Consider the following 26,458-nt stretch of genomic DNA (forward strand, 5'->3'; position numbering starts at 1 on the left):
GACCGTCGTATGAACTGGATCAACAACTATGTCCGCCCGCGGATCAACTCGATCTTTTCGCGTCGCGAGACGCCGGACAACCTGTGGACCAAATGCGATGACTGCGGCACGATGCTGTTTCACCGTGAAGTGTCCGACAACCTGAATGTCTGCACCAACTGCGGCCATCACATGCCCATCGGTGCGCGTGAACGGTTCACGTCATTGTTTGACGGCGGTATTTTCGTCGAAGTCGACGTGCCTGCCCCGACGCCTGATCCACTGCATTTCCGGGATCAAAAGAAATACCCCGACCGGTTGAAAGCCGCGCAAAAAGCCACCGGCGAAGCCGAGGCGATGTTGGTCGCCACCGGTGAAATGGGGCGCACGCCGATTGTCGCCGCCTGTCAGGATTTCTCGTTTATGGCGGGATCTATGGGGATGTATGTCGGCAATGCGATCATTGCCGCCGCTGAAGAAGCGGTAAAGCTCAAGCGGCCCTTGATCCTGTTTTCCGCCGCGGGCGGTGCCCGTATGCAAGAGGGTATTCTGTCACTGATGCAGATGCCGCGTACCACCGTGGCGGTGCAGATGCTGAAGGAAGCAAACCTGCCCTATATCGTTGTGCTGACCCATCCGACGACGGGCGGTGTAACGGCCAGTTACGCAATGCTGGGTGATGTGCATATTGCGGAACCCAATGCGCTGATCTGTTTTGCCGGACCGCGCGTGATCGAACAGACCATTCGCGAAAAACTGCCCGACGGGTTTCAGCGCGCTGAGTATCTACTGGATCACGGGATGCTGGACCGCGTGACCCCGCGCACGCAGTTGCGCGATGAATTGATCAACATCACCCGCATGTTGCTGGGTTTGCCCCCGGCCGTGCGCGGTGATTTGCCCCCCCCGCAGGAAGGGGGCGAGTTGGATCATGCGCTGAGTGAGGCCGATGTGGCTGCGGAACCAGACGCAAAATGACCGCGCAGAATTCGGATGTCATCCTTGAACGGATGATGGCCCTGCACCCCAAGGTCATGGATTTGACCTTGGACCGGATGTTCCGTTTGCTTGAGGCATTGGGCAACCCGCAGGAAAAACTGCCGCCGGTGATCCATCTGGCGGGCACCAACGGCAAGGGGTCGACGCAAGCCATGATCCGCGCCGGACTTGAGGCGGCGGGCAAGACGGTGCACGCTTATACCTCGCCGCATCTGGCACGGTTCCACGAACGGATCAGACTGGCGGGGCAGATCATTGACGAGGACGCGCTGACGGCGGTTCTGGATGAATGTTACGCCGCGAATGACGGCAAGATGATCACCTATTTCGAGATCACGACCGCCGCTGCATTGCATGCGTTTGCCCGTACACCTGCCGATTTCACACTGCTGGAAGTCGGGCTTGGCGGGAGGTTGGATGCAACCAATGTGACCGATAAGGTCGCGCTAAGTGTGATCACGCCTGTGTCGCTGGATCACCAGCAATACCTTGGCGAAACACTGGCGGAAATCGCGGGCGAAAAGGCGGGGATCATCAAACGCGGCGTGCCTTGTGTGGTGGGTCCGCAGGACGAGGCGGGGCTGGACGTGATCGAAGCGGTGGCGGCGCGTAAGGGCGCACCGTTGCTGGCCTATGGTCAGCACTGGCATGTGGGCGTTGAAGCGGGGCGGATGGTGTATCAGGACGAACGCGGATTGCTGGATCTGCCGATGCCAAATCTGCTGGGCGCACATCAGGTGCAAAACGCCGGTGCGGCGTTGGCGGCCTTGCGCCATTTTGGCATTGATGCGGCGGCGTGCGAAGCGGCGGTGACCCAAGCCTATTGGCCCGCACGCATGCAACGCATGAAAACCGGACCTTTGGTGGAAATTGCAGGGGACGCAGAGCTGTGGCTGGACGGTGGACATAACGCGGCGGCGGGGCATGCCTTGGCGGCGGTCTTGGCGCAGGGCGGTGCACGCCCGACGCATCTGATCTGCGGGATGCTGAACACGAAAGATGTCACCGGCTATATGCGCCCGCTTGCGCAACATGTGCAGACCCTGCATGCGGTGTCGATCCCCGGTGAGGCGGCAACTTTGTCGGCAGAAGAAACCGCAAACGCTGCGCGCGCAGTGGGCATCGAGGCGATTGAAGCAGAGAATGTGACGTCAGCCTTGCGGGAAATTGTGGCGTCGGACCCACAGGCGCGGGTGTTGATTTGTGGCTCGCTTTATCTGGCTGGTGCAGTTTTGCGTCAGAACGGATAATTTTTAGCCGCTCCTTTGCGCGATGGCGCGGAACGCGCTTAGTATCCTTGTAAATTCAGGCGCACCGCTGCGGTGTGACAGCTGATATGCCATGAGGAAGAGCGCGATGGACCGACAGGAAAAACCTGCCAGAAAACCGTCTGAAACGGCCGATAGGCGCGGCATGTCGCAGGTTGTTTTTGTACTGACCGGACTGGCGATTATCGCTGGCGGGATCTGGACGTTGTATATGGGTGATGCGCCCTACCATCCGCAGGATCAGGTCACGCGCGACAGCTTTTCGCTGATCGGAAATTAGACGCCCCAGCCTTCGGCCTGCATTTCGCGCAAACGCGAGGCGGTGCGTTCGAATTCAAACGTGCCTTCGCCTTCAAGATACAGCATCTCGGGCTGTGCCGCGGCAGAGCAGATCAGCCGCACGCGGGCCTCATAGAGCGCATCAATCAGGGTCACAAAGCGTTTCGCTTCGTTAAAATTGCTGCGCCCCAGGCTTGGAATGCCATCCAGCAAAAGAACCCGCACGGCATCGGCCAGCGCCAGATAATCGGCAGGGCCCAGTGGCGTCCCGCACAGATCATGAAACCGCGCACGCCCCATGCCGTTGTGATACTGCGGAATTTCCACATCGCGGCCTTTGACGCGCAGGATCAGCGGCGCGCCCGCATCGCCGGCAAGATCGTTCCAGACCGCGTCCATCGCGGCGCGCGCATCGGCGTTCACAGGGGTGAAATAGACCTGCGTACCGGCAAGTCGGTCCTGTCGGTAATCCTTTGGGCTGGCCAGTTCATGTACGACCATCTTGTCCTTGATCAGCTCGATAAATGGAACAAACAGATCGCGGTTAAGGCCGTTTTTATAAAGATCGTCGGGCAGGCGGTTTGAGGTGGTGACAACCACAACGCCCGCGGCAAACAGCGCCTGAAACAAGCGCCCCACGATCATCGCATCGGTGATGTCGGTAATCTGCATTTCGTCAAAAGCCAGCAAGCGCACAGAGGCGGCAACATCCGCCGCAACCGGTGCAATTGCATCATCAACGCCGGTTTTGCGTGCCTCGTGCATCGCAGCGTGAATTTCCTGCATGAAGGCGTGAAAATGCACCCGCCGCGCGGGAATGCCGTCCAGATGTTCGACGAACATGTCCATCAACATCGACTTGCCCCGTCCGACGCCGCCCCACAGGTACAACCCCTTTGGCGGTTCGGGGGCCTTGCGAAACAGCCCCTTTTTCGCGGGCGTCAGCAGGGCCGCGCGGATGCGATCAAACTCGGGCAGCACGGATTCTTGCGCCGGATCGGCGTGAAGCGTGCCGGCGGCAATCAGGCTGTCATAGGTTTCGCGCAAGCTGGTCATGCCCTCCCATAGCGTAAATCCGAATGGCTTGGAAAGCGGTTCTCATCGCGAAATGTGCGAGGTGCATCACAAGGGATGATTTGACCGCAGGCGGCTTTTGACTAACGTGGCGCGACAATTCCAAGGAAGCCCCGATGTCCCAACGCACCCCGATGTTTACCCCCGTTTTGATAGTCAGCTGCGTGATCATCATGGTCAGTTTCGCGGTGCGCGCGTCCTTTGGCGTTTTCCAGATTCCGATTGCGCAAGAGTTCAACTGGCTAAGGGCCGAATTTTCACTGGCGATTGCGATCCAGAACCTGGCATGGGGCATTGGCCAGCCGATTTTCGGTGCCATGGCGGAAAAGATCGGTGACAAGCGGGCGATCATCATCGGCGCGATCGTTTATGCTGTCGGGCTGGTTCTGTCGGCCAATTCGACCACGCCGGTCGAGCATCAGGCCTATGCGTGGCTGGTGGGGTTCGGCATCGCGGGTACAGGTTTTGGCGTCATTCTTGCGGTTGTGGGGCGCGCGGCGAGTGATGAGAACCGGTCGATGACCTTGGCGATTGTGACCGCTGCGGGCAGTGCAGGACAGGTGTTCGGCGCGCCTGTGGCGGAATGGCTACTGACGTTCCTGACGTGGCAAAGCACGTTTTTGGTCTTTGCTGCGGTGGTCTTGTCGCTGATCCTGACATTGCCCCTGATGCGCGCGCCTGCGATGGCCAGCAAGGCAGAGCTGGAGGAAAGTCTGGGGCAGATTTTGCGAAAGGCGTTCAAGGATCCGTCCTATACGCTGATCTTTCTGGGGTTCTTTTCCTGTGGCTATCAACTGGCCTTTATCACCGCGCATTTCCCGGCCTTTGTGACCGAGATGTGTGGCCCTATCCTTGCCGGTGGGGTGTTGCATAACATCGGGATCACCACGACATCGGCGCTGGGTGCGGTGGCGATTTCACTGATCGGGTTGGCGAATATTGCAGGCACCTTGGCGGCAGGCTGGGCCGGTAAGCGATATTCCAAGAAATATCTGCTGGCGGGCATTTATACGGGGCGCACCATCGTTGCGGCGTTGTTTATCATGTTCCCGATCACGCCAGTGACGGTGATCCTGTTTTCGGTCGCGATGGGGTCGCTGTGGTTGGCAACGGTGCCGCTGACCTCCGGTTTGGTCGCGCATATTTACGGGCTGCGCTATATGGGCACCTTGTATGGAATCATCTTTTTCAGCCACCAGATGGGCAGTTTTCTGGGCGTCTGGTTGGGCGGGCGGATGTATGACGCCTTTGGCAGTTATACGGGCGTGTGGTGGATTGGTGTGGCCATCGGGGCGTTCAGCGCGGTGGTGCATTTGCCGGTGCGCGAACGCCGGCTTGAAGGGCTGGTGACGGCCTAAACCGTCGGGGGTTTGAGCCAGCTGCGCATCAGGCGCAAAACGTCGTTGGTATGGGTATAGGTCAGCCCGTGGCCGGCACCGTCGATGAGTTCGTGGCGGGCATCGCGGTTCCATTCGGCCAAGGTGCCGATAGAGGAGGGGTGGATCACCGCGTCCGTGCCGCCCCAGATTGCCAGAACAGGTGTGCCACGCGCTGCAATCGCCTTGTGATCGGGGGCAAGGTTTTCGTTCAGGATGCCCCGCAGGCTGGCCAGAACGGCCGGAACAAAGCCTTTAACCTCAAGCTCGCGCAGTTGCAAATCGGTGATGCGGGGCACGGATGTAGGCAGGTTTTGTTCGGCCAAAATCCCGCGCTTTAACTGGCGCGGATACAGGGCGAGGGCCAGCCAATCGCCAATCAGCGGTGTATCCCTGATGAAACCAATGATGCCGCCGTCTGGAATGCGCATGCCTGCGGGGGCCAACAGGACCAGTTGGTGCACGCGGTCGGGATAGGCCTGCGTGAAACAGGTGCTGATCGCCCCGCCCATGGAATAGCCCACCAGCGTGAGATCATCGCCGACCCCTTCATGCGCCAGAAGTTCGGCCAGTTGATTGACAAAGAAGGCGCGGTCCTGCGGACCTTTGGGTTTGCTGGAAAAGCCGCGCCCGTAAAGATCATAGGTCAAGACGCGATAGCCCATCAGCACAAGCGCCCGCGTCATGCCGCGCCAGACGAAACTCGGGGTGGTCAGCCCGTGCACACAGACCAACACCGGCCCGCGCGCAGGCCCGTGCCATTCGAAATGGGTCACCCCTTGGGACAGTTCGACAAAGCTGCCGGTGGCTGATCCGCGCGCTGTGTCATTCATCACGCGGCGCCGCTGTTCGATGACCAGTGGCGTTGCGATGATCAGGGCAAGGACCAGCAGCAGCCAGATCATGCTTGGGCGGTCCACCGGTCAAGGATGTAGCGCGAGGTCATTAGATCCAGATGCGCACCGCCGCCGTTTTTGAACAGGGTGATGTCATCCGCGCTTTGCCGTTTGAACGCGTCCAGTTCGTAATAGTCTGCGATCAGGTGGTCCCGCGAAATTGTGCCGGCCTCCAGTGGTATGTTGATTTCCCCGATGTGGCCGATTGTGGTGTCGAAACTGTCCACAAACACGCGCGCGCACTGGATCGCTTCGTCATCGACTTCGCGCATGTCCGGGCGGTAGGCACCGATCAGATCCAGATGCTGACCGGGGCGCAACCACGCGCCCTTAATCAGCGGATCGGTGGACATGGTGGCGCTGGTGATGATGTCGGCCTCTGTCACAGCGGTTTGCAGATCCTGCACGACGGTGATGTTGGGCAATTCACCCGCCATCTTTTCCGCATTGGCCGGGCTGCGGTTCCACAGGGTGAAGGTCGCATCGGGAAAGGCCGCAGAATAGGCGGCATGCAAGGCGCGGCCCTGATTGCCAGCGCCCACGATCAGAATGTTGCGGCTGTCCGGGCGGGCAAGGCGGCGGGCGGCAAGCAGGCTGTCGCCGGCGGTTTTCCATTTGGTGACAAGGTGGAAGTCGACGATCGCCTCAAGCGTGCCGTCGCCGTCCGCATAAAGGTTCAGGCCCCCGTTCACCATCGGCATGTCCTTGGCCGGATTGTCGGGAAAGATGGTGGCGGTTTTCACCGCAATGCCCAGACCGTCAATCCATGCTGCGCGGCTGAGCAATGTGTCCTTGCCGCGATAGAGAAACGTATCGCCAATTTCTGCCTTTGGTCGGGTGTGACCAGACGCCAGCGCATCGGTCAGGCCGATCCAGTCCAGCACAGCTTCGCCTTCGGTGAACGGGATTATGGGAATGCTCATGTTGCGTCGTCCTTGGTTAACAGGCCTGCCGAGACAAGCCGGTCGGCCCAACCTTGCGGGCCTGTGAAGTGATGGGTTTGCCAGCCCCGTTGCGCGGCGGCATTGATGTTATCAATGCGGTCGTCGGTAAACAGCAGGGCCCGCGGGGGAAGGCCGCTGGTTTCTTCAAGAGCGGCATAGATGGCGGCATCGGGTTTGATGACGCCAAGGTGCCCCGAGATGAAATCGCGGTCGAACTGGCGTAAAAACGGGTAACGCGTGGCGGCAAGTTCATAGGTCTGGATGCCAAAATTCGTCAGGGAAAAGACCGGTATATTGCGTGATTGCAGGGCGGCCATCAACCGGACGGAATGGTCAATCGCGGGGGATGCCATATCCAGCCAGCGGTCATGCCAGAGCATGATTTCATTGTGCCATTCCGGCGTGGCGCGCGCGGTTTCGATAATGACATCGCGGAAGGTTTCACCACTGTCGACGCGATCGTTCATGGCATGCAGATCGACGGTGGCGAACATCGCACGGCGGCGGTCCGCGCCGATAACGCTGTCGAAAAAGCGTTCCGGTTGCCATTCGATCAGCACGTTTCCGATGTCGAAAACCACGGCTTGAGGTGTCATTCTGTCATCTCCGTTCGGGTGCGGAAACTTTTGAAGTTTCCGGCCGGTTTCTTTTGAAGAAAACGATCACAACCGTGCCGCTGCGCGCAGCTCGCGCTCCAGCGCATCCAGAAACCGCGACCGGTCCGCTTTGGTAAAGCTTTTGCCGCCGCCCTGGCGAAACGGGTCAGCGGCACGCAGATCAGTCATCAGATCGCGGGTCGCCAGTACGTTGCCGATGTTGGCTGCGGTCAAGGCCTCGCCGTTATGTTTCAGGACTTTTGCGCCGGCTTCGACGCATTTTGCGGCCAGCGGAATGTCACCGGTGACCACCACATCGCCTGTGCCGCAACGCTCTGCGATCCACATGTCCGCCACATCGGGTCCATCCGGCACGATCACCGTTTCCACCAGCGGGTTCTGTGACGGGCGCAGCCCGCCGTTGGACACCACGTACATGCGGATCTTGTGGCGGGTCGCCACGCGTTCGGCTTCGGCTTTGACCGGACAAGCGTCGGCGTCGATGTAAAGGGCGGTCATTGATCAGCCCCCGTACAGCGCTTCGGCGTGAAAGGCGACGTGGTCTTCCATGAAGGTAGAGACGAAGAAATAGCTGTGATCATACGCCGGTTGCATGCGGAAACTGCCTTGCTGGCGTTTGGTTGCGAGGGCGGCGGCCAAGGCTTCGGGTTTCAAGAGGTCAAGGAACTGGTCAGCGGTCCCTTGGTCGATCAGGACAGGGCCGTCAAAACCCACATCGGCCATCAGCAGGCTGGCGTCGTGTTTGGCCCATTTGGCGTCATCCTCGCCCAGATATGCGGTCAGTTGTTTGCGGCCCCAATCGCTGCCCGTGGGGTTGGCGATGGGCGCAAAGGCGGAAACCGACAGGAACCGTCCGGGCAGGTTCATCGCCAGCGTCAGAGCGCCATGGCCGCCCATCGAGTGGCCGGTGATGCCTTGGCGATCCATATCCAGCGCAAAATGCGCGCCCAGAAAGGCGGGCAGTTCTTCGGCGATATAGTCCCACATCTGGAAATGCGGCTTCCAAGGGTCTTGGGTGGCGTTCACATAGAAACCGGCACCTTTGCCCAGATCATAGGCCTCGTCATCGGCCACATCATCGCCGCGCGGCGAGGTGTCGGGGAAGACCACCGCGATGCCATGCTCTGCCGCCCATGCTTGCGCACCGGCTTTGTTCATGGCGTTTTCGTGGGTGCAGGTCAGACCCGACAGATACCACAGCACCGGCACGGGGCCATCGCGCGCTTCGGCGGGCAGGAACAGGCCGAAAGTCATCTCGCAGTTACAGGCGGTGGAGGCATGGGAATAGACCCCTTGTGTGCCGCCAAAACTGGCATTCTCGGATATGGTTTTCATCGGGTTGTCCTTTGCGAAAAGCGGTTCAGGCGGTGGTGATCCAGCCGATAACAAGGCTGACGGTAAGAATGCTGATGGCGGTCGACACAAGGATGGCGGTCGAAACCCGCACCGGTGCGACACCATAATGCTGCGCCAGCATATAGACATTGCCCGCAACAGGAAGGGCCGCAACGGCAATGATGACGCCGGCCTTGAACGGATCAACGCCGAACAGGAACAGGGCGGCAAACCCGACGAACAGCGGATGCAGAACGAGTTTGCAAAAGGTCAGCCAACCGGCGACGGGCATGTTGTCAGGGGCGGTAAAGGCCAGCGAAGCGCCGATGGCAAACAACGCACCGGGGGTCGCGGCACCGCCAAGGATGGCAAGGAAATCGTTCATCGGATCGGGGATCGGGATCTGCAGGCCGGACCACAGAAACCCGGCCGAGATCGCCACGATCATCGGATTCTTCAGCAGACCAACGCCGATGTTGCGCAGCATGCGCAGGCTGACCTGTCCATCCCGTGAACCGGTGATGAGAATGACGATGAGGCTGGAAAATACAATCAGATCAATGGCCAAGGCCAACAGGACGGGGCCGATCGCTTCTGGTCCCAGCAGCAGGGTCAGCATTGGCACGCCCAGAAAACCGGCGTTGCCGATGACCGCACACTGGGCTTCGATGGCGGTGGTGGGAATGTCGAGCCCGCGCAGGAACCCGACGATGGTGGCGATGCCATAGACGAATGCGGTGCCCCATAGATAGGCCGCGAAAAGGCGCGTATCCCAAAGCTCGGCCATCGACAGATTGGCCGAAAACCGGAAAAGCATGGCCGACAGGGCAAAGTAGAACACGAATTTCGTAAGGTATGCCGTCGCCTCTGCGGTGAAAAAGCGGGTGCGGCCTGCCCAGAAACCCAACCCGATCAGGGCGAAGAACGGCAATGTTTTCAGAAAGATCGCGAGCATGGTTCAGGAGTATCCAGCAAACCAAGCACGTGCAAGCCTATCCCGACCCGATCAGCACACCCGTGGCAAAGACAAGGGCACCGCCCAGAACAACCTGTAAGGCGGCGCGGAAAAACGGGGTGTCCATGTATTTGTTCTGGATCCACGCGATTGCCCAGAGTTCGACAAACACCACGACAAAAGCCACGGTGGTGGCCGTCCAGAAATCGGGGATCAGATAGGGCAGCGCGTGGCCCAACCCGCCCAATGTGGTCATGATGCCGGAGGCAAATCCGCGCTTCCAAGGCGAGCCGCGCCCAGAAAGGGAGCCATCGTCAGAGGCCGCTTCGGTAAAGCCCATCGAGATGCCCGCGCCGACAGAAGCGGCCAGACCGACAAGGAAGGTCGTCCACGTGTCCTGCGTCGCGAAAGCGGTGGCAAAGATCGGCGCAAGGGTCGAAACAGAGCCGTCCATCAATCCCGCCAACCCCGGCTGTACCCAGGTTAACAGGAACTGGCGGCGTTCCTGATCATCCTCGGCGGCAGCGCTATCGGGGTCCAGATGCTGTGCAGACAGGTCGGTGGCGGTGTTCTGGTGACCGGCTTCGGCAGCGGCCAGATCGCCGAGCAATTTGCGGGTTGCCGCGTCTTTGGTGCGCGCGGCAGCGGCCAGATAGAAACGTTCCGCATCGCGTTCCATTGCGGCGGCTTCGGTTCTGATCCGTTCAAGCCCGAGGTTTTCGATCAACCAGACAGGGCGGCGTGCGTAATAGCCCGACACATGTTCGCGCCGGATCAGCGGGATCACGGAACCAAAACGTTGCAGGTGCAGATCAATCAGGCGCTGGCGGTGGATGTCCTCTTCGGCGGCCATGCCATCGAATACTGCCGCAGAGTCGGGGTATTCAGCTCGCAGCGTTTCAGCATATCCGCGATAGATCCGCGCGTCGTCTTCTTCGGATGAAATGGCAAGCGCCAGCACTTCCTGCTCGCTCAGATCCTTGAACCGCTTCCTGTTGAACGAAAAACGCATCGGCATACCCCTGCTATTTAGAATAATTCTAAATTCAAAGTTCGCCTGCTGCAAGGGGGTTACGTAGGATTAAGGCTTGGAACTAAACGAAACGGTTTATATTCTATTTTTTACCCACCGCGGAGCATTCATGTCCCTTTCCACTCCTCAGGTCCGCAAGGGCCGCAAGTATGATCAGGTTCTGGAAGGGGCGCGGGCCGTCTTCCTGGCGGACGGCTTTGAAGGGGCGAGCGTGGATGAAATCGCGCGGGTCGCAGCGGTATCCAAGGCCACGCTTTACAGTTATTTTCCCGACAAACGTGTGTTGTTCATGGAGGTTGCTACGGCCGAATGTGCCCGTCAGGCCAAGGAGGCGTTGGATCATATTGATATGGACGCGGCCCCGCGCAAAGTTCTGTACGAAACGGCGTATCATTTTCTGCGGTTCATCACCTCGACATTCGGGTTGCAGGTGTTTCGCATGTGCGTCGCGGAATCCGACCGGTTTCCAGCGATCGGGCAAAGTTTCTACAATTCGGGTCCTGTCATGATGCAAAGCGAAATGGCAGAGTATTTTGAAGCCGCCGAAGCCCGCGGCGTGTTGAAGGTTGACGATTACATGCTTGCGGCGGACCAGTTCGGCGAGCTTTGCAAAGCAGACATCTGGCCGCGCCTGATTTTCGGGGTCAGCAAATCGGTGACGGAAGCAGAGATTACCCGCGTCGTCGAGGGCGCGGTCGATATGTTCATGGCCCGTTACGGCACGGAATTAGAAGGAGAAAGCAGATGAAAAATGTATTTTATGCAGGTCCGGTGATGGCGCTGGTCGTGGTGGCGGGATGTACGGCCGCGCCGATGTCCAAACCGGCGGGCACTGCGCAGCCAGCCAGCGGGCCGGATACGTGTAACGCGGCCGCCTATCAGAACCTGATTGGGCAGGACGCGGTGGTTGACCTGTCCTTGCCCGATCCGAAACGCACCTACCGCTTAGGCGATCCGGTGACGACTGATTTCAATCCGGCGCGGTTGAACATCAAACTGGATGACACGGATACGATCATCGCGATTGATTGCGGCTAACCGTTACCCTTTCGGGCGGTTGTCCACGATCCGCACGGCCTTGCCCTCGGAGCGGGCCACGCCGCCCACATCGGCCACTTCGATTTTGACGCTGATGCCGACGGTTTGTTTGATATGGGCGGACATAGCCTTGGCTGCGGTTTCGCGCATCTCTGCGCTCACGCTGGCGTCGGCGCATTCGCAAAGCACACGCATCTGGTCCATCCGGTCAGGGCGTGACAGCTCGATCTGGAAATGCGGCGCAAGGCCTTTGGTCGCCATCAGCGCCTCTTCGATCTGGGTCGGAAAGACATTCACGCCGCGCAGGATAATCATGTCGTCGCTGCGCCCCGTCACCTTTTCCATCCGCCGCATGGAACGCGCCGTGCCGGGCAATAGCCGCGTCAGGTCGCGGGTGCGATACCGGATGATCGGAAACGCCTCTTTGGTCAGTGAGGTAAAGACCAGTTCGCCTTGTTCGCCTTCGGCCACGGGTTCACCGGTTTCCGGGTTGATGATTTCGGGGTAAAAGTGGTCTTCCCAGATGTGCAGCCCGTCTTTGGTTTCGACACATTCCATCGACACGCCCGGTCCCATGACCTCGGACAGGCCATAGATATCAACGGCATGCATATCAAAGGCCTGTTCGATTTCGTGGCGCATGGCGTTGGTCCAAGGCTCAGCGCCGAAAATCCCGACTTCAAGCGAGCTGTCGCGCGGGTCCAGCCCTTGGGCGGCGAATTCATCAAGGATCGACAGGGAATAGGACGGGGTGACGGTGATGCCCTTGGGTTTGAAGTCGTCGATCAGGCGCACCTGACGGGGGGTCATGCCGCCGGAGATGGGATAGGTCGACAGGCCAAGCGCATCCGCCCCCAGATGAATGCCCAGACCGCCTGTGAACAACCCATAGCCATAAGCGTTGTGCAGCATGTCGCCGCGTTGCAGGCCAGCGGCCCGCAGCGAGCGCGCCACGACCGACCCCCAGTTATCAAGATCTGTTTGGGTATAACCGACAACGGTGGGCTGGCCGGTGGTGCCTGAAGAGGCATGGATGCGAGCGACCTGTTCGCGCGGAACGGCGAACATTTTGAACGGGTAATTGTCGCGCAGATCGGTTTTGACGGTGAAGGGGAATTTCGCAAGATCGGACAGATCGTGCAGATCATCAGGATGCACGCCCGCGTCATCAAAGCTTTTCTTGTAGAACGGCACGTTGTCGTAGGCGTGGCGCAGGGACCATTTCATCCGCTTTAATTGCAGGGCTGCAATCTCGTCACGGCTGGCGATTTCGATGGCATCCAGCGTGTCGCGGGCGGGGGTCAGGTCTTTCATGCGGGGGTTCCTTCTTCGTCGAAATGTTGGCCTTTGATCGTGCGGGACAGGCCGCGAAACAAGGCGACGGTGCGGCCGTCTTCGCCCGTCACTGTCACGTCATACACACCGGAACGCCCGGTGCGGGAGGTTTCGGTGGCGGTTGCGGTCAGCATTTCGCCCTCCTGACCGGGGGCGACATAGGTGATCTGGTTCTGCTGGGCGACGACAAGCTGGTTGTAGCTGTTGCAGGCAAAAGCGAAGGCGCTGTCGGCCAGTGTAAAGATGAAACCGCCGTGACAAATGCCATGTCCGTTCAGCATGTCGGCGCGCACTTTCATCTGCAAAACAGCGTGACCGGGGCCAATATCTGTGATCGCTATTCCAAGCCCGCGCGAGGCAGAGTCAGATGCAAACATCAGGTCGGCGGATTTGCGTGCACGGTCTTGCGGTGTCATCTGCGGCTGCTTTCATGTTTCATAATTTCGGACATTTGCACTTTTCTGTAACGCTTTCAACAAATTTGATTGTCCCTCCTCTTGATCTGATTACGAAACAGCGCAACTGTGAAGACATGACAATGCACCTTCCCCCGAATGCCACGCCGTTCGAACGCCCGCCCGAACAGGTGGCGTTTCACCGCACCGAACTGTCGGTGATCCTGTCACTTTATGGTCGGATGGTCGCCGCGGGGGAGTGGCGCGATTACGGTATTTCCCACCAACGCGAGGTCGCGGTGTTTTCGGTTTTTCGCCGTACAGCGGAAGTGCCGTTGTACCGGATCGAAAAGCGCCCCAAACTGCGCAACAAGCAAGGGGAGTATGCGGTGATCGGGGCCGGCGGTCAGGTGTTGAAGCGCGGCGGGGATTTGCGGGCTGTGTTGCGGGTGTTGGAGCGTAAACTGATCCGTGCCGTGGATTAGCGCAGCGGCGCGTAAACGCCACAGACGGTGTCCGGCTGAAGGTGCGGACAGTATATAAGGCCAAAAAGAGGGGGAAGAGGCGGTTATAGCCGACGGTGTGCTTTAACCGGCCCGTCGCCTTGGGTTGCGATGCGGGCAATGGCGGTTGCGATGGGTTCGTAGACGCAGGCCATTGCGCTGGCGTTGGCGTGGATCAGGGTGTCACCGTCGGTAACCAGCGCCACGTGGCCTTTCCAGAACAGCAGATCATTGCGCCGATAGGAGCCGTCGGCGCTTTTGCCGAGTGTCATCTGCATGTCGCTGTCGCCGGGGCAGGGGATGGCGCAGGATAATAGTGCGGCTTGGACTAGGCCGGAGCAGTCGATGCCATCGCGGCTGTTGCCCCCCCAAAGATACGGTGTGCCGAGGTAAAGCGCCGCCACCTGAGCGGGGTCTGTTTGGTGCTGGTCCATTGGGGTGAGGTGCGCGGCAGGAATGAACCCTGCACTGGTTTTTGCGAACCTGCCGGATTGCGCGGTGACGGTGACACGGCTGGTGTGGTTAAGGCGCATCCGGTCGGGTGATTTGAAATCGGCGTCGCTGTAAAGATGGGTCGCGGGCGCGCTGACATAATGCGTCGGCGTGGTAAGGGTGCCGTGACTGTCAGAGGAGATATAGCCGCAGTAGCCGTCTTTTTCCGCCTGAATATAGGACCATCCGGCAGCTGTATCGAGCAGGCGCAGGACATCGCCGAACAGCAATTGGCGGTCGCGCGGGCCGGAAGGGGCGCGGCACAGGTCCACGACGGGACGGGCGATTTGCGCCGGTGTGTCCTGCGTGACAGTCGCGGGGTCCGGTGTCAGGCGCGGATCGCTCACAGTTTCAACAGCGCGGGAAGGGCATCAAAAAGCGCGCGAGTGGCTTGGCCGGTGCCGCCCTTGGGCCGCGCGGGCGCGTCGGCGGGTTGCCAGCCGTAGATGTCAAAATGCGCATAAGGGCTGTCGCTGACAAAGCGGCGCAGGAACAGGGCGGCGGTGATACAACCGGCAAAGCCGCCTTTTGGCGCATTGTCCAGATCGGCGATGCCCGGTTCGATCATCGCCTCGTAAGGAGTATGAAAGGGCATGCGCCAGACGGGATCGCATTCTTTGAGGGCGGCCGTTTCGAGGGCGCTGGCAAATGCGGAATCATCGCTGAAATAGGGGGCGAGGTCGGGGCCAACGGCGACACGGGCCGCGCCGGTAAGGGTTGCCATTGAGATGATTTGATCGGGCTGTTCCTCATCCGCGAGGGCAAGGGCGTCGGCCAGCACCAGACGCCCCTCGGCGTCGGTATTGTTGATTTCAACGGTAAGACCCTTGCGCGAGGTCAGGATGTCGCCGGGGCGGAAGGCATTGCCTGCGACCGCGTTTTCCACCGCAGGGATGAGCACACGCAGTTGCACGGGTACGCCCATCGTCATGATCATCTGGGCAAGTCCCAGAACGGCGGCAGCACCGCCCATGTCCTTTTTCATCAGCCCCATGGAGGCCCCGGGTTTCAGGTTCAGCCCGCCGGTATCAAAACATACGCCTTTGCCGACAAGCGTGAGTTTGGGGCCGGTATCGCCCCAGCGCATGTCGATCAGGCGCGGGGCACGATCCGCAGCGCGCCCGACCGTGTGGATCAGCGGGAAATTCTGTGCGAGCAAATCATCGCCCGTGATGACGGTGATGACTGCGCCCTGCCGGTCGGCCAGATCCCGCGCAGCCTGTTCCAAATCGGGTGGCCCCATATCGTTGGCGGGGGTGTTGATAAGATCGCGGGTCAGCGCCTCGCCATTGGCCTGCGCTTCGATGCGGGGGGCATTGATCCCTTCGGGGGCCACCAGCCGTGCCAGCAGCGGTGGTTGCTTGCGGTAGCGATCAAACCGGTAGCTGGCGAGGAGCCAGCCGAGTGCTTCGACCGCCAGCGTGCCCGGATCCAGATCGCTGGTGATGCGGTAGTCGCCTTTGGGCAATTTCGCCGCCGCCCCCGCGAGGTGAAACCGGCCGCGTCGGCGCGCCGCAGCGGTGCCATATCCGGCCACGGCCATAAGCGGGAGGCCATCCTGCCCGGCGATGCTGGCGGTTTGACCCAGTGCACCGGTAAACCCTTGTGAAGCCAGCGCGTTTTGCGTGGCTTCGGGTTGTGTTCCCAGCCAGGCATCAAGCTGCTCTTCTGATAAGACATGCAAGGGGATGGTGGTGTCGCTGTAGGGGGCAAAGGAAAGGGGCATGGTGGACCTGTTTGTAACATCGGGTTCGGTCAACCTACGCTTTTTGCGCGCCCCCGCAATGGGGCCTTGTTCTAGATTGTGATATCCTGAATGTCCCAAACAGCCGTAAGCGATCTGTCCCCGACCCGCATCAGGCGTGACAGGGTGGCGGCGATGGCTACACCGTTGCCTTGATCAATACAGGTGGTGACGTCGCAGGCCACATTGCTGAGGGCGCGCATGCCGATCTGGTCCGCAATGGCAATCAGCGACCGTGTGTTTTTACGCAATTCCTCCCAATGCGCCTCGCGAAACAGGCTTTCGCAATGAGACATGCGCAGCGCCAGTTCTTCGAGAGCGCGGCAGACCACATCCTCGGCACTGGCCGCACCTAGTTGAGAATAAAGCGCACCAAGTCGATCCTGATCGACGCTTACGCTTTCCATCGGTTTAATTTGCAGAACCTGCATGTTTATTCACCCTTACATCAGCCCCCACGGCTGTTGGTGTTCTGCACCCAAGTGATGATGAAATGGTTGAGGGCGGGATGCATTTTCTCTCGAAACTGTCGAAAAATTAGGATACCCCCGTCTGAACTTAAACAAGGATGACTCCCAATGCTGGATCGAGTGAAACCGCTGCCAAGCTACCTGGTGCAACGCTATCACGGCTGGAAAGCGACCGGCTATGCCGACAATAAAGCGTGGTATCGACGGTTGGCCAGTGACGGGCAGCACCCCCGCGCGATGGTGATTTCCTGCTGTGACAGCCGTGTGCATGTGACGTCGATTTTCGGCGCAGATCAGGGCGAATTTTTCATTCACCGCAATATTGCCAATCTGGTGCCGCCCTATGAACCCGATGGTGACCATCACGGGACGTCAGCGGCTGTGGAATACGCGGTGCGGGTGCTTAAGGTCAGTAACCTGATGGTGCTGGGCCATTCCAATTGCGGTGGCATCAAGGGCTGTATCGACATGTGCAAAGGCCATGCGCCGGAACTGGAAGCAAAGGACAGTTTTGTCGGCCGCTGGATGGATATCCTGCGCCCGCGTTATGAGGCGGTTGCAGATGTTCAGGACCCCGAAGAACAGATGCGCGCGCTTGAAAAAGATGCGGTTGTGACGTCGTTGGAAAACCTGATGACCTTCCCGTGGGTGGAGTCATTGGTGAACGAGGGCAAGCTGACATTGCATGGGTTGTGGACGGATATCGGTGAAGGCGGGCTGGAACATTACAACCCCGAAACCGGAAAATTCCACACCGTTTAAGGGGAAGTTTCCATGGAGCAATTGCTGTCTCTGGCGGCGGAGAACCTGATCTCGCCGATTATCCTGTGTTTTGTGCTGGGTGTTGCCGCGGCGCTGGCGCGCTCGGATCTTAGCATTCCCGAAGCCGTGGCCAAAGGGCTGTCGATCTATCTGCTGTTTGCTATCGGGTTCAAGGGCGGCGTCAGCGTCGCGGCGCATGGGATTGACGCCACCCTCGGGCTGGCGCTGTTGGCGGGGGTGGTTCTGTCTGCTGTGCTGCCGCTCATCGCCTTTGCCCTGCTGCGGTTGATGACACAGATGAACCGGCTGGATGCGGCAGCGGTCGCGGCACATTACGGGTCCATTTCAATCGTGACTTTTGTGGCGGCCACATCGGTTCTGGAGAGCAGCGGCGTAGGATATGAGGGCTTTATGGTCGCGGTCGCAGCCGCGATGGAAGCCCCCGCAATTCTGTCCGCCCTCTGGCTGGTGGCCAAAGGCGGCAGTGCGGACGGCAACAAGGGCATGGACAGCGCCTTGCTGCGGGAAATCATGTTGAACGGGTCGATTGTGTTGTTGGTGGGGTCGTTTGTTATCGGCTGGGCCACGGGCGAAGACGGGCTTGCAGAAATATCCAGTTTCATCGTGTCACCGTTCAAGGGGGTCTTGTGCCTGTTCCTGTTGGATATGGGGCTGGTCGCGGGGCGCGGGCTGCGCGAGGGCAGCAAGATCTTGCGCCCGGCGGTGCTGGCCTTTGGTGTGCTGATGCCGCTGATCGGGTCGGCCATCGGGCTTGGCTTTGCAATGGCGCTGGGCCTGTCGAGCGGGGGAATTGCGTTGATGATGGTGCTCTCGGCCTCGGCGTCTTACATTGCCGTGCCTGCCGCCATGCGTGTGGCATTGCCGGAAGCGAACCCATCGCTGTATCTGACACTGTCGCTGGGCGTAACATTCCCGTTTAACCTGACGCTTGGTATTCCGCTTTATGTGGCAGTGTCCCAAGCCGTGACCGGAGGCTAACCGATGCAAACCCATCGCGCGAAAAGGGTCGAAATTACGATCGAAGCTGTCATGCAATCGCGCCTGACCGATGCGCTGACCAAGGCAGGTGTGACAGGCTATACCGTGCTGCCCGTTCTGGGGGGGGCCGGTAAATCAGGTGCATGGAGCAGGTCCGGTCAGGTCAGTCGCGCATCGGGCATGGTGCAGGTGGTGTGCATTATCAAACCGGAACGGCTGGATGATCTGCTGGACGGTGCTTTTGCCGTGGTGGAGCGCCATATTGGCGTCGTGTCGGTCAGTGATTGTGATGTGCTGCGGGCGGAACGGTTTTAACGCGGCATTAACTGATTCGGTCTCAGTCTTCCGGTATGAAGCTGGAAACCGTAACCTTGAAATTGCCGCCAAAGTTGCTGGATGATGCAGGCGTCGTTGCGTCGGGTCAGGATGTCACAATCGGGCATCTGGTGCGGCACCTGCTTGCGAAAGAAGTCGCGCGCCGCCTGCATCCAAAACCGTCCAATCGGGCGGAAGACGCGCTTGTCGCCGCTCTTCAAGCGCTCCTCGCCCGTGATTTTGCCGAAGCGACGGGGTGGCGTGATCTGGCCGCGCGGTTGGCCCGCCACGGATACGAGTTGCGACCGGCAGGGGGCGGCATCGCGCTGTACAAGCGGTCCTGTGGCACCCGCGTTTGCAAAGGCTCCGAACTCGGGTTTGGCTATGGGATTTTGGTGCGCCGCTTTCGCGCGGCGATGCCCGGCCATCCGCACGGCACCTTGGGTCAGTGTTTTGATACCGGCCCTTTGGGCAAACCAGCACCGGAACCTTGCGGAACTGCGCCACCGAAACACCACTTGGCCCCCCTATTTGAAACGGCACCTGATTGGGCTGCCCTGACGGAGGGTTTGCGAAAACAGGGATATTATCTGCGCGCGCAGGGAACGGGGCTGGCGATATACGGCGAAAAAGACGGGCGGCATCTGTGCAATACGGCCGCGGTCGGGTTCCGGTACCGCAAGCTGGTGAAACGGTTCGGGGCACCGATGCCCGGACATCCGCATGGCCAGCAATGGATAAAGGAGAATCCGGTCGTCCAGAATGACGATGCGCCGGAGTTCGAGGTGATTGATACCGAATGGCGGCCCTTGCCCACTGAAACGTAAAACGCCCCCGCGTTGGGCAGGGGCGATTTGAAATTCAGGCGGGTGAAAGGGTGTTACCCTTTCTTAAGTACTTCACGACCCAGTAGTTCGGCAATCTGAACCGCGTTCAATGCCGCACCTTTGCGCAGGTTGTCCGATACGCACCACAGGTTCAGCCCGTTATCAATCGTGCTGTCCTGCCGGATGCGGCTGATGAAGGTGGCGAAGTCACCGACGCATTCCACCGGTGTGACGTATCCGCCGTCTTCACGCTTGTCGATCACCATGATGCCGGGCGCTTCGCGCAGAATATCGCGGGCTTCGTCTTCGTCCAGATGGTCCTCGAATTCGATGTTGATCGCTTCGGAGTGACCAACGAACACGGGCACGCGCACACAGGTCGCAGTAACCTTGATGTTTTTGTCGACGATCTTTTTCGTCTCGGCGACCATTTTCCATTCTTCTTTGGTCGACCCATCTTCCATGAACACATCAATATGCGGGATCACGTTAAACGCGATCTGCTTGGTGAACTTGTTCGGGGGCACATCGGACGTGGGATTATAGATCGACTTCGTCTGATCCCAAAGCTCGTCTGCACCTTCCTTGCCGGAACCGGACACGGATTGATAGGTGCTGACAACGACGCGTTTGATCGTCGCGCGATCATGCAGCGGCTTGAGCGCGACAACCATCTGCGCGGTCGAACAGTTGGGATTCGCGATGATGTTTTTCTTGGCGTAATCATGCACCGCTTGCGGGTTCACTTCGGGTACGATCAGCGGCACGTCGGAATCATAGCGATACAGCGACGAGTTATCGATCACCACACAGCCTGCCTTGGCGGCACCGGGGGCGTATTTCTGGGTCGCTTCAGAGCCCACAGCGAACAAGGCCATGTCCCATCCCGTGAAATCAAACGTATCAAGGTCTTTGCATTTCAACGTCTTGTCGCCAAAGCTTACTTCCGTCCCCAAGGAACGACGGCTGGCCAAGGCCACGATCTCGTCCACAGGGAACTGGCGTTCAGCCAGGATGTTCAGCATTTCGCGGCCCACATTGCCAGTGGCGCCCACGACGGCGACGCGATAACCCATCTTATTTCTCCGTTATATAAGGGGTGGTGCGGCGCACATACACCGCTTGCCGATCCGTGGAAAGACCCCTGCGTTGCGGGCTGGCTTGTGATTGGCACCACGTGATAAGCAGGCACCAGTCAACAAGGCAGATCGCATGACCCAAAGTGACAGATTTTACGATCAATTGGCGCGTGTCAGGGAGTTTGACCAGCTGACGCAAACCGACAGGTTTACGCCGCTGCCGCAGGACTGGTTCGTGGGTGTTTCTGACATCGTCAATTCGACAGGTCTGGTGCAGGGGGGGCAGTACAAGACCGTCAATATGGTGGGTGCGGCGGTAATTTCCGCGATGATGAATGCCCTTGACGGTGCCGCGTTTCCTTTTGTTTTCGGTGGAGACGGGGCAGGATTTGCGGTCCCGCCCCAGAGCGAAAGTGTTGCGCGCGATGCATTGGCGCGCGTGGCCAACTGGGCGCAGGCAGAATTCGGCATCGAAATGCGGGTGGCTTTGGTGCCTGTCGCAGATGTACGCGCGGCGGCGCAGGATGTGCGGGTGGCGCGGTTTCAGGTGTCGGATGGTGTCGATTATGCGATGTTTGATGGCGGCGGCATGAATTGGGCCGAGGCGGAAATGAAGGCCGGCCATTACGCGATCCCCCCCGCAGCACAGGGTGATTTGCCCGATTTGACGGGGCTTTCTTGTCGATGGTCAGCAATGCCGGCGCGCAATGGTACGATTCTGTCGATCCTCGTGGCCCCTGTTGCGGGCACTGACGACAGCGTGATCACCCGGGTTTATGACAAAATTGTCAGCCTTGCCAAAGGGTTGGATCGCGGCGGGCACCCTGCACCGGCCACTGGTCCGGGCACGGGATGGCCCCCGAAAGGGGCCACGCTTGAGGCGCATGCGACCCGTGGCGGTGGCGCAATCGGGAAGGCGCGGCGCAAGGTTCTGTTTGAATCCTTCGTGGCATGGCTGTTGATCCGCACAGGACTAAAAGTCGGCGGGTTTGATGCGCGACGGTATGCCCGCGTGGTCGGAGAGAACGCGGATTTTCGCAAACGTGATGACGGGCTGAAGATGACGCTGGATTGTGATCCGGCCACGCAGGCGCAGATCGAGGAAGTGCTGAGCGCCGCCAAGGCAAAAGGCTATATCGACTATGGCACGGCGACGCAGGACGAGGCGATGATGACCTGTATCGTGCCGTCGATCATGACGGATGACCACGTGCACTTCATCGACGGGGGAGCGGGCGGCTATACGCTGGCCGCCGCGCGTATGAAGGGACAGTCAGTCTGATTTGTCCTGACTGAACAGATAGGCGGCACATCCCAGCGTCAGGGCGATCAGGAACAGGGTGAAGACGGCGGTATAGGGTGCTGCCGCTGTGTCGCCGGGCAGCGATGCGCGGTAGACGCGGCCTGACAAGAACTGCGCCACCCCGACGCCACCGATGCTGAACAGGTTCAGCAAGGTCACGCCCCGCCCGATCAGATGACTGGGCAGAAAGCTGCGGCCGTGGGCCATAAGCACCGGATAGGTGGCCCCGAAAAAGCCGATGGCGCACATCAGGAAAACACTGGCGGTGTAATTGCCCGACGGCGATACAACCAGCCCAGCACCTGCCGCCATGGTCAGCGCGGTACCGGCCGCGATCATCCATTTACGCGACCTGCTGAGTTTGTCCGCAAAGCCGTACGCCAGTGCCCCCAGCACCATGGCGAGCCCCATAAGCAAACTGGCCTGCCCGATACTGGTCGTGTCTGTATTGAACACATCTGCGAGATAAGGCCCGATCCAAAGACCGCGCACCGCACCGGGAAAGGCATAGCTGACCCCGATTAACAGGCAAATCGGCCAAAGCGCACGGATGCGCAGCAGTTCGGACATTGATCCCTTGATGCCGTCGGTGACGCGCGGCGGATCCTTGACCCAAGCCAATGTGCCGAACGCGACCAAAGCTGACAATCCTGCCAAGCCCCAAAGGGCGCTGCGCCAACCCATGATTTCAGCCGCCAGTGCCATCGGATAGGCGGCGACCAGATTGCCCAGACTGCCCGCACCGACCATGACGGAGGCGAGAATGGCAAAGGTCGCGGGAGGGTATTCGCGGGCGAAGATATAGTAGGAGGCCATCAGCACAGGTGCGCAGCCGACCCCGATCAGGGCCATGGCGATGGTGATATGTATCGGTGCCGTCGCCAGTGCGAAAACTGCTGCGCCGCCCGCACCGCCGACCAGCAACAGCCAACCCGCGGTGCGACGCGGGCCAATGCTGTCAAGCGCCGCTCCGATGGGGATCTGACAGGCGGCGAAGGTCAGGAACCATAGACCCGAAGCGAAAGCCAGATCGTCAGGCATGGCCCCCAGATCGCGCTCAAGGATTTCCGACAGTACTGCAAGGAAAGCACGAAAGAACTGGCTGAGCACATAGGCCAGCCCCAACAGAAAAATTCCAACACTCATGTTATCTGGGGTCTTTCCAACGGGCGCTAAGCGTTTGGGCGGCATGGCTGAGCAAAAGAACATCCGCCCCCACGGCCACAAATTGCGCACCGGCGGCAATGGCCGCTTCGGTCATCGGATCATGGGTCGAGAGGATGCCGGGTGCTTTGCCCGCGGCGCGGATACGGCTTAGCGCGTCCATGATTGCGGCCTGCACATCGGGGTGAAGGCTGTCGCCCATATGCCCCATGTCGGCGGCCAGATCGGCCGGGCCGATGAACACACCGTCAATGCCGTCAACCGCAAGGATATCATCCAACGAGGCCAGCCCTTTGCGGTTTTCGACCTGCACCAGTAGACAGATTTGCGCATCTGCCGTGGTACCGTAATCGGCGATCTGCGAGAACCGCGCAGCACGGCTGAGGGCGTAACCGACACCGCGATCCCCATGCGGCGGATAGGTCACGTCGCGCACCAACTGGCGGGCCTGATCCGCACTTTCGACCATTGGCACCAACACGGTTTGCGCACCGGCGTCCAGCATCTGTTTCAACATATAGGTTTCGCCAACCGGCACGCGCACAACCGGATGGCTGTCGGAGGCCGCTAAGACCTGCAACTGTGCCAGAATGCTGCGCAAATCGTTCGGCCCGTGTTCGCCGTCAATCACCAACCAGTCGAAACCCGCTGTGCCCATCAGCTCGGTGCTGAGCGTATCGGCAAGGCCGACCCAGCAGCCGAAAACGGTTTCCCCTTCGGAAAGGGCCTTTTTAAAAGTGTTCACTGGGGCGGGCATGGGGGGATCCTTGGTCAGGGGTTTTCGCGCACCCTAGACCTGCGCGGGGCAGAATGACCAGAGGTGCCGCGTCAGATCACCTTGATCACGTCCTTGTCGATCGCCAACATATACCCGCGTCGGGCGATATTTTTGACCAGCAATTCGCTGACGATCTGGTTGCCTAACGTGTCGCGCAAGCGTTTGATCCGCGTCGCGCCTGCCGCTTCGTCACAATCAGCGGCAAGCCGGCCCGATATGACGCCTTCGATCTCGGACCCTGACATCACATCATTATCCATCCGCGCCTCCGCTAGAACGGACATGGTTTCCATCGCGGCATCGGTCAGTTTGAAACCAAGGTTGTTCAGGTAAACGGTGTTTTCCTCGCGGCTGATCAACAGGGAATTCACCTGAATACCGGCGCGTTCGATCTGGGCCATGCGGCGGTTGAACCCGATCAGCATGATTAGAAAGACCAATGCGGCGATCAGCATTGCAGCGGCAAATACCAAGAGCACAAAGATCACCATCCGGTAACTGGCCAGCGTGTCGGAAAATGCCGTGCCCGATTGCGCAAGGATCTCCAGCAGCTTGATCGTTGCCCCACTGGTCAGATCGTCGTTTTCGACAAAAATGCGTTCGACCTGTGCGTTGAACAGGTTTGCGTCAGGCAAGGTCCAGAAAAGCACAAGCGCCCCGACGACCAGCAAAGCGACAATCGCGGCAATGCCGATTCCGACAAAACGGCGCACATCAGAAGCGGAGGTAGTTTTGTCCGGCACTGTCTTTCCTTTGGTCAAGTCCTTCGTCCCCGAAAGTGGAAACGACATGCAGCAACGTCCAGCCCTGTGCGGCAAGACGCGGGGCCAGTTCAGCGGCGGCTGATCTGGCATCACAGGCCCCGTTAATTTGCGCAACACCATAATGCAGGCGCAAGGGGTCGTCCTTTTTGGCTTTGTAATCGGCATAACACCCCGCCGCATGCGCGGGCAGGGCAAGGCCGATCAAAAGCCCGAAGGCGAGGGGAAGGTTTAGGTGTTTCATGTCAACATCCTTGGGCTTTTGTACGGTGATATTCAATATCCAGCCGCTGTTGAGCCAGCTGTTATCTGATAGCGGGGCGCTGTTATTGCCTGTCTGACTTGCCCCGGCCGAAAGTGATCCCATCAAAGCGCGGGCTGTCCTGCACCGCGCAACAGAGAGGATCACAGATATGTACCGCAAGTTTATCGCCACTGTTACGGCTGCGTCGATTGCGCTGACAACCCTTGGTGCGCTTCCGGCTGTAGCCGGTGACCGCCAAACCGTGAATGCGGTTGCCGCGCTTTTGGGGTTGGCTGTTGTGGGCAAGATTATCCACGACAGAAATGACAAGAAAAAGCAGGCCAGCCATCACCAGCATAAACCGGTCCACCGCGCACCCGTCTATAAAAAGCCGGTCCATAAAAAACCGGTGCAGCGCCAGCCGGCCTACCAGCCGCCGCGCTATGACCAGCCAAAACCGCGCCCGCTGCCAGATCGTGTGAGCCGCAAGAACCTGCCACAGCAGTGTTTGCGTCAGGTCAAAACCCACCGGGGTCATGTGCGCATGTTCGCCAGCCGGTGCTTGCAGCGTAATTATCGCTTTGCCCACCGCCTGCCGAGCCAGTGCAATTATACCTTTAATACCGGGCGCGGTGAACGGCGCGGATATGAGGCGCGGTGTTTGCGCCAGCACGGATACCGTTTGGCGCGAGGATAACATCGCGCCTTGATCCGGGTGGGTGTCCCTTTGCCCGGAAGACTGGGGAGGATGTTCGGGCATCCTCCCTTTTTTGTATTGAGCCTTTGACGGGTTTGAGGTCTTGAAGAACCATGAAACCCGATTTTGAATTTGAGCGCGCCGCAATGGCGCAAGGTTACACCCGCATTGCCGGTGTGGATGAAGTGGGCCGTGGCCCTTTGGCGGGGCCGGTGACGGCGGCCGCGGTGATATTGGACCCCGCGCATATTCCCGAAGGTCTGAACGATTCAAAGAAGCTGACCAAAAAGGCCCGCGAACGTCTTTATGACGAAATCATGGAAGTGGCCGAGGTTAGCATCGCCCATGCGACGGTCGAGGAAATTGACGGGATCAATATTCTGCGGGCCAGCCATCTGGCGATGATGCGCGCGCTTGAGGGGCTTAAAACGCCAGCGGACTATGTTCTGGTCGATGGCAACATGCTGCCCCGCGATCTGGTTCTGCCGGCGCAGACAATCATCAAGGGCGACAGCCGTTCGCAAAGCATTTCGGCTGCCTCAATTATGGCTAAAATTTGTCGAGATTGTGTCATGTTGTCCCTTGCGCAACAGCACCCTGGTTATGGGTGGGAAACGAACATGGGATATGGATCAAAAAGACACATAGAGGCGCTTCAAGAACTTGGGGTAACCCCACACCATAGACGTTCGTTCAAACCCATACACAAGATGTTGTAGCAACCAATTTTCTTAACCTTTTGATTCAAAAAACAAATTGACCGCGAATCGTCTTTGACTCATCCTGATCTCAACAAA

At 59.4% G+C, this 26,458-nt stretch carries 32 protein-coding genes; 13 read left to right on the forward strand and 19 right to left on the reverse strand.

From position 1 onward, the window contains the following. The first annotated feature begins 9 nt into the window (after positions 1-9). From accD to Z947_RS0104685, 3 genes are all read left to right on the forward strand, one after another. Positions 10-957 carry an acetyl-CoA carboxylase, carboxyltransferase subunit beta gene (gene accD / locus Z947_RS0104675; protein ID WP_025043157.1) on the forward strand — a complete coding sequence of 316 codons (948 nt, stop codon included), beginning with the start codon at positions 10-12 and terminating at the stop codon, positions 955-957. Continuing rightward, entirely contained in the window at positions 954-2,228 is a 1,275-nt protein-coding gene (locus Z947_RS0104680; RefSeq protein ID WP_025043158.1) for a bifunctional folylpolyglutamate synthase/dihydrofolate synthase, read from the forward strand. Before accD ends, Z947_RS0104680 begins: the two co-directional genes overlap by 4 nt. Positions 2,229-2,334: 106 nt before the next feature. Then, entirely contained in the window at positions 2,335-2,526 is a 192-nt protein-coding gene (locus Z947_RS0104685; RefSeq protein WP_025043159.1) for a hypothetical protein, read from the forward strand. Here the strand turns inward: Z947_RS0104685 and zapE are convergent. Next, entirely contained in the window at positions 2,523-3,581 is a 1,059-nt protein-coding gene (gene zapE, locus Z947_RS0104690; protein ID WP_025043160.1) for a cell division protein ZapE, read from the reverse strand. The two genes, Z947_RS0104685 and zapE, sit on opposite strands and share 4 nt — an antisense overlap. A 134-nt stretch (positions 3,582-3,715) precedes the next feature. On the opposite strand from zapE, the gene Z947_RS0104695 reads away from it, so the two are divergent. Continuing rightward, a complete protein-coding gene (locus Z947_RS0104695; protein WP_025043161.1) occupies positions 3,716-4,957 on the forward strand; it encodes an MFS transporter in 1,242 nt (413 codons plus the stop codon). Here Z947_RS0104695 and Z947_RS0104700 read toward each other — a convergent pair. The 7 genes from Z947_RS0104700 to mbfA all read right to left on the reverse strand — a co-directional run bounded on the left by Z947_RS0104700 (position 4,954) and on the right by mbfA (position 10,734). Continuing rightward, the gene (locus Z947_RS0104700) at positions 4,954-5,880 is read right to left on the reverse strand and encodes an alpha/beta fold hydrolase (RefSeq protein ID WP_025043162.1); all 927 of its coding nucleotides are present in this window, start codon (positions 5,878-5,880) and stop codon (positions 4,954-4,956) included. The genes Z947_RS0104695 and Z947_RS0104700 overlap by 4 nt on opposite strands. After that, complete coding sequence (locus Z947_RS0104705) at positions 5,877-6,794, reverse strand: ornithine cyclodeaminase family protein (protein WP_025043163.1); 918 nt, start codon at positions 6,792-6,794, stop codon at positions 5,877-5,879. Before Z947_RS0104705 ends, Z947_RS0104700 begins: the two co-directional genes overlap by 4 nt. After that, positions 6,791-7,411 carry an HAD family hydrolase gene (locus Z947_RS0104710; protein ID WP_025043164.1) on the reverse strand — a complete coding sequence of 207 codons (621 nt, stop codon included), beginning with the start codon at positions 7,409-7,411 and terminating at the stop codon, positions 6,791-6,793. The genes Z947_RS0104705 and Z947_RS0104710 overlap by 4 nt, the downstream gene beginning before the upstream one ends. A gap of 66 nt (positions 7,412-7,477) precedes the next feature. After that, complete coding sequence (locus tag Z947_RS0104715) at positions 7,478-7,930, reverse strand: YaiI/YqxD family protein (RefSeq protein WP_025043165.1); 453 nt, start codon at positions 7,928-7,930, stop codon at positions 7,478-7,480. A gap of 3 nt (positions 7,931-7,933) precedes the next feature. Then, positions 7,934-8,767 carry an S-formylglutathione hydrolase gene (fghA, locus tag Z947_RS0104720; protein ID WP_025043166.1) on the reverse strand — a complete coding sequence of 278 codons (834 nt, stop codon included), beginning with the start codon at positions 8,765-8,767 and terminating at the stop codon, positions 7,934-7,936. A 25-nt stretch (positions 8,768-8,792) separates the two neighbouring features. Continuing rightward, complete coding sequence (locus Z947_RS0104725) at positions 8,793-9,722, reverse strand: AEC family transporter (protein ID WP_025043167.1); 930 nt, start codon at positions 9,720-9,722, stop codon at positions 8,793-8,795. Positions 9,723-9,759: 37 nt separating this feature from the next. After that, positions 9,760-10,734, reverse strand: a complete 975-nt coding sequence (gene mbfA, locus Z947_RS0104730; RefSeq protein WP_025043168.1) for an iron exporter MbfA — start codon at positions 10,732-10,734, stop codon at positions 9,760-9,762. Between the two features lie 130 nt (positions 10,735-10,864). On the opposite strand from mbfA, the gene Z947_RS0104735 reads away from it, so the two are divergent. Both Z947_RS0104735 and Z947_RS0104740 read left to right on the forward strand, forming a co-directional pair. Further along, positions 10,865-11,503: a TetR/AcrR family transcriptional regulator gene (locus Z947_RS0104735; protein WP_025043169.1), complete on the forward strand. Its 639-nt coding sequence runs from the start codon at positions 10,865-10,867 to the stop codon at positions 11,501-11,503. Beyond that, the gene (locus Z947_RS0104740) at positions 11,500-11,793 is read left to right on the forward strand and encodes an I78 family peptidase inhibitor (protein WP_025043170.1); all 294 of its coding nucleotides are present in this window, start codon (positions 11,500-11,502) and stop codon (positions 11,791-11,793) included. Before Z947_RS0104735 ends, Z947_RS0104740 begins: the two co-directional genes overlap by 4 nt. A gap of 3 nt (positions 11,794-11,796) precedes the next feature. Here the strand turns inward: Z947_RS0104740 and paaK are convergent, their stop codons facing one another. Both paaK and paaI read right to left on the reverse strand, forming a co-directional pair. After that, positions 11,797-13,107: a phenylacetate--CoA ligase PaaK gene (paaK, locus tag Z947_RS0104745; RefSeq protein ID WP_025043171.1), complete on the reverse strand. Its 1,311-nt coding sequence runs from the start codon at positions 13,105-13,107 to the stop codon at positions 11,797-11,799. Next, positions 13,104-13,544, reverse strand: a complete 441-nt coding sequence (gene paaI / locus Z947_RS0104750) for a hydroxyphenylacetyl-CoA thioesterase PaaI (RefSeq protein WP_025043172.1) — start codon at positions 13,542-13,544, stop codon at positions 13,104-13,106. Before paaI ends, paaK begins: the two co-directional genes overlap by 4 nt. Positions 13,545-13,660: 116 nt before the next feature. On the opposite strand from paaI, the gene Z947_RS0104755 reads away from it, so the two are divergent. After that, on the forward strand, positions 13,661-14,008 hold the full coding sequence (locus Z947_RS0104755) for a DUF2794 domain-containing protein (RefSeq protein ID WP_025043173.1): 348 nt from the start codon (positions 13,661-13,663) through the stop codon (positions 14,006-14,008). An 83-nt stretch (positions 14,009-14,091) separates the two neighbouring features. On the opposite strand, the gene Z947_RS0104760 is transcribed toward Z947_RS0104755, so the two are convergent. From Z947_RS0104760 to Z947_RS0104770, 3 genes are all read right to left on the reverse strand, one after another. Then, complete coding sequence (locus tag Z947_RS0104760; protein WP_025043174.1) at positions 14,092-14,865, reverse strand: C40 family peptidase; 774 nt, start codon at positions 14,863-14,865, stop codon at positions 14,092-14,094. Continuing rightward, positions 14,862-16,244: a leucyl aminopeptidase family protein gene (locus Z947_RS0104765; protein WP_025043175.1), complete on the reverse strand. Its 1,383-nt coding sequence runs from the start codon at positions 16,242-16,244 to the stop codon at positions 14,862-14,864. Before Z947_RS0104765 ends, Z947_RS0104760 begins: the two co-directional genes overlap by 4 nt. Positions 16,245-16,315: 71 nt before the next feature. Continuing rightward, entirely contained in the window at positions 16,316-16,693 is a 378-nt protein-coding gene (locus Z947_RS0104770) for a hypothetical protein (RefSeq protein WP_025043176.1), read from the reverse strand. A gap of 150 nt (positions 16,694-16,843) precedes the next feature. Between Z947_RS0104770 and Z947_RS0104775 the strand changes: the two genes are divergently transcribed. The 4 genes from Z947_RS0104775 to Z947_RS22255 are packed head-to-tail and all read left to right on the forward strand — an operon-like array spanning position 16,844 to position 19,635. Continuing rightward, complete coding sequence (locus Z947_RS0104775) at positions 16,844-17,494, forward strand: carbonic anhydrase (RefSeq protein ID WP_025043177.1); 651 nt, start codon at positions 16,844-16,846, stop codon at positions 17,492-17,494. A 12-nt stretch (positions 17,495-17,506) separates the two neighbouring features. Continuing rightward, entirely contained in the window at positions 17,507-18,493 is a 987-nt protein-coding gene (locus Z947_RS0104780) for a sodium-dependent bicarbonate transport family permease (protein WP_025043178.1), read from the forward strand. Positions 18,494-18,496: 3 nt separating this feature from the next. After that, positions 18,497-18,808 (forward strand): P-II family nitrogen regulator, encoded by a 312-nt coding sequence (locus Z947_RS0104785; RefSeq protein WP_025043179.1) that lies wholly within the window; start codon positions 18,497-18,499, stop codon positions 18,806-18,808. Between the two features lie 35 nt (positions 18,809-18,843). Continuing rightward, complete coding sequence (locus Z947_RS22255; RefSeq protein WP_025043180.1) at positions 18,844-19,635, forward strand: hypothetical protein; 792 nt, start codon at positions 18,844-18,846, stop codon at positions 19,633-19,635. Between the two features lie 53 nt (positions 19,636-19,688). Here the strand turns inward: Z947_RS22255 and Z947_RS0104795 are convergent, their stop codons facing one another. Then, entirely contained in the window at positions 19,689-20,711 is a 1,023-nt protein-coding gene (locus Z947_RS0104795) for an aspartate-semialdehyde dehydrogenase (protein WP_025043181.1), read from the reverse strand. Positions 20,712-20,847: 136 nt separating this feature from the next. Between Z947_RS0104795 and Z947_RS0104800 the strand changes: the two genes are divergently transcribed. Further along, positions 20,848-21,996: a DUF3095 domain-containing protein gene (locus Z947_RS0104800; RefSeq protein ID WP_025043182.1), complete on the forward strand. Its 1,149-nt coding sequence runs from the start codon at positions 20,848-20,850 to the stop codon at positions 21,994-21,996. On the opposite strand, the gene Z947_RS0104805 is transcribed toward Z947_RS0104800, so the two are convergent. The 5 genes from Z947_RS0104805 to Z947_RS0104825 form a co-directional block, all read right to left on the reverse strand. Next, complete coding sequence (locus tag Z947_RS0104805) at positions 21,988-23,163, reverse strand: MFS transporter (RefSeq protein WP_025043183.1); 1,176 nt, start codon at positions 23,161-23,163, stop codon at positions 21,988-21,990. The two genes, Z947_RS0104800 and Z947_RS0104805, sit on opposite strands and share 9 nt — an antisense overlap. 1 nt (position 23,164) lies before the next feature. After that, a complete protein-coding gene (locus Z947_RS0104810; RefSeq protein WP_025043184.1) occupies positions 23,165-23,938 on the reverse strand; it encodes an aldolase/citrate lyase family protein in 774 nt (257 codons plus the stop codon). A 71-nt stretch (positions 23,939-24,009) separates the two neighbouring features. Continuing rightward, positions 24,010-24,702, reverse strand: a complete 693-nt coding sequence (locus Z947_RS0104815; RefSeq protein WP_025043185.1) for a winged helix-turn-helix domain-containing protein — start codon at positions 24,700-24,702, stop codon at positions 24,010-24,012. Continuing rightward, entirely contained in the window at positions 24,674-24,964 is a 291-nt protein-coding gene (locus tag Z947_RS0104820; protein ID WP_025043186.1) for a hypothetical protein, read from the reverse strand. Before Z947_RS0104820 ends, Z947_RS0104815 begins: the two co-directional genes overlap by 29 nt. Positions 24,965-25,046: 82 nt before the next feature. Beyond that, the gene (locus tag Z947_RS0104825; protein WP_156026622.1) at positions 25,047-25,724 is read right to left on the reverse strand and encodes a hypothetical protein; all 678 of its coding nucleotides are present in this window, start codon (positions 25,722-25,724) and stop codon (positions 25,047-25,049) included. A 50-nt stretch (positions 25,725-25,774) separates the two neighbouring features. Here Z947_RS0104825 and Z947_RS0104830 point away from each other — a divergent pair, with 50 nt between their 5' ends. Then, positions 25,775-26,380, forward strand: a complete 606-nt coding sequence (locus Z947_RS0104830; protein WP_025043188.1) for a ribonuclease HII — start codon at positions 25,775-25,777, stop codon at positions 26,378-26,380. Positions 26,381-26,458: the final 78 nt, after the last annotated feature.

This window comes from Sulfitobacter geojensis, assembly GCF_000622325.1.
GTDB classification, from domain to species: domain Bacteria; phylum Pseudomonadota; class Alphaproteobacteria; order Rhodobacterales; family Rhodobacteraceae; genus Sulfitobacter; species Sulfitobacter geojensis.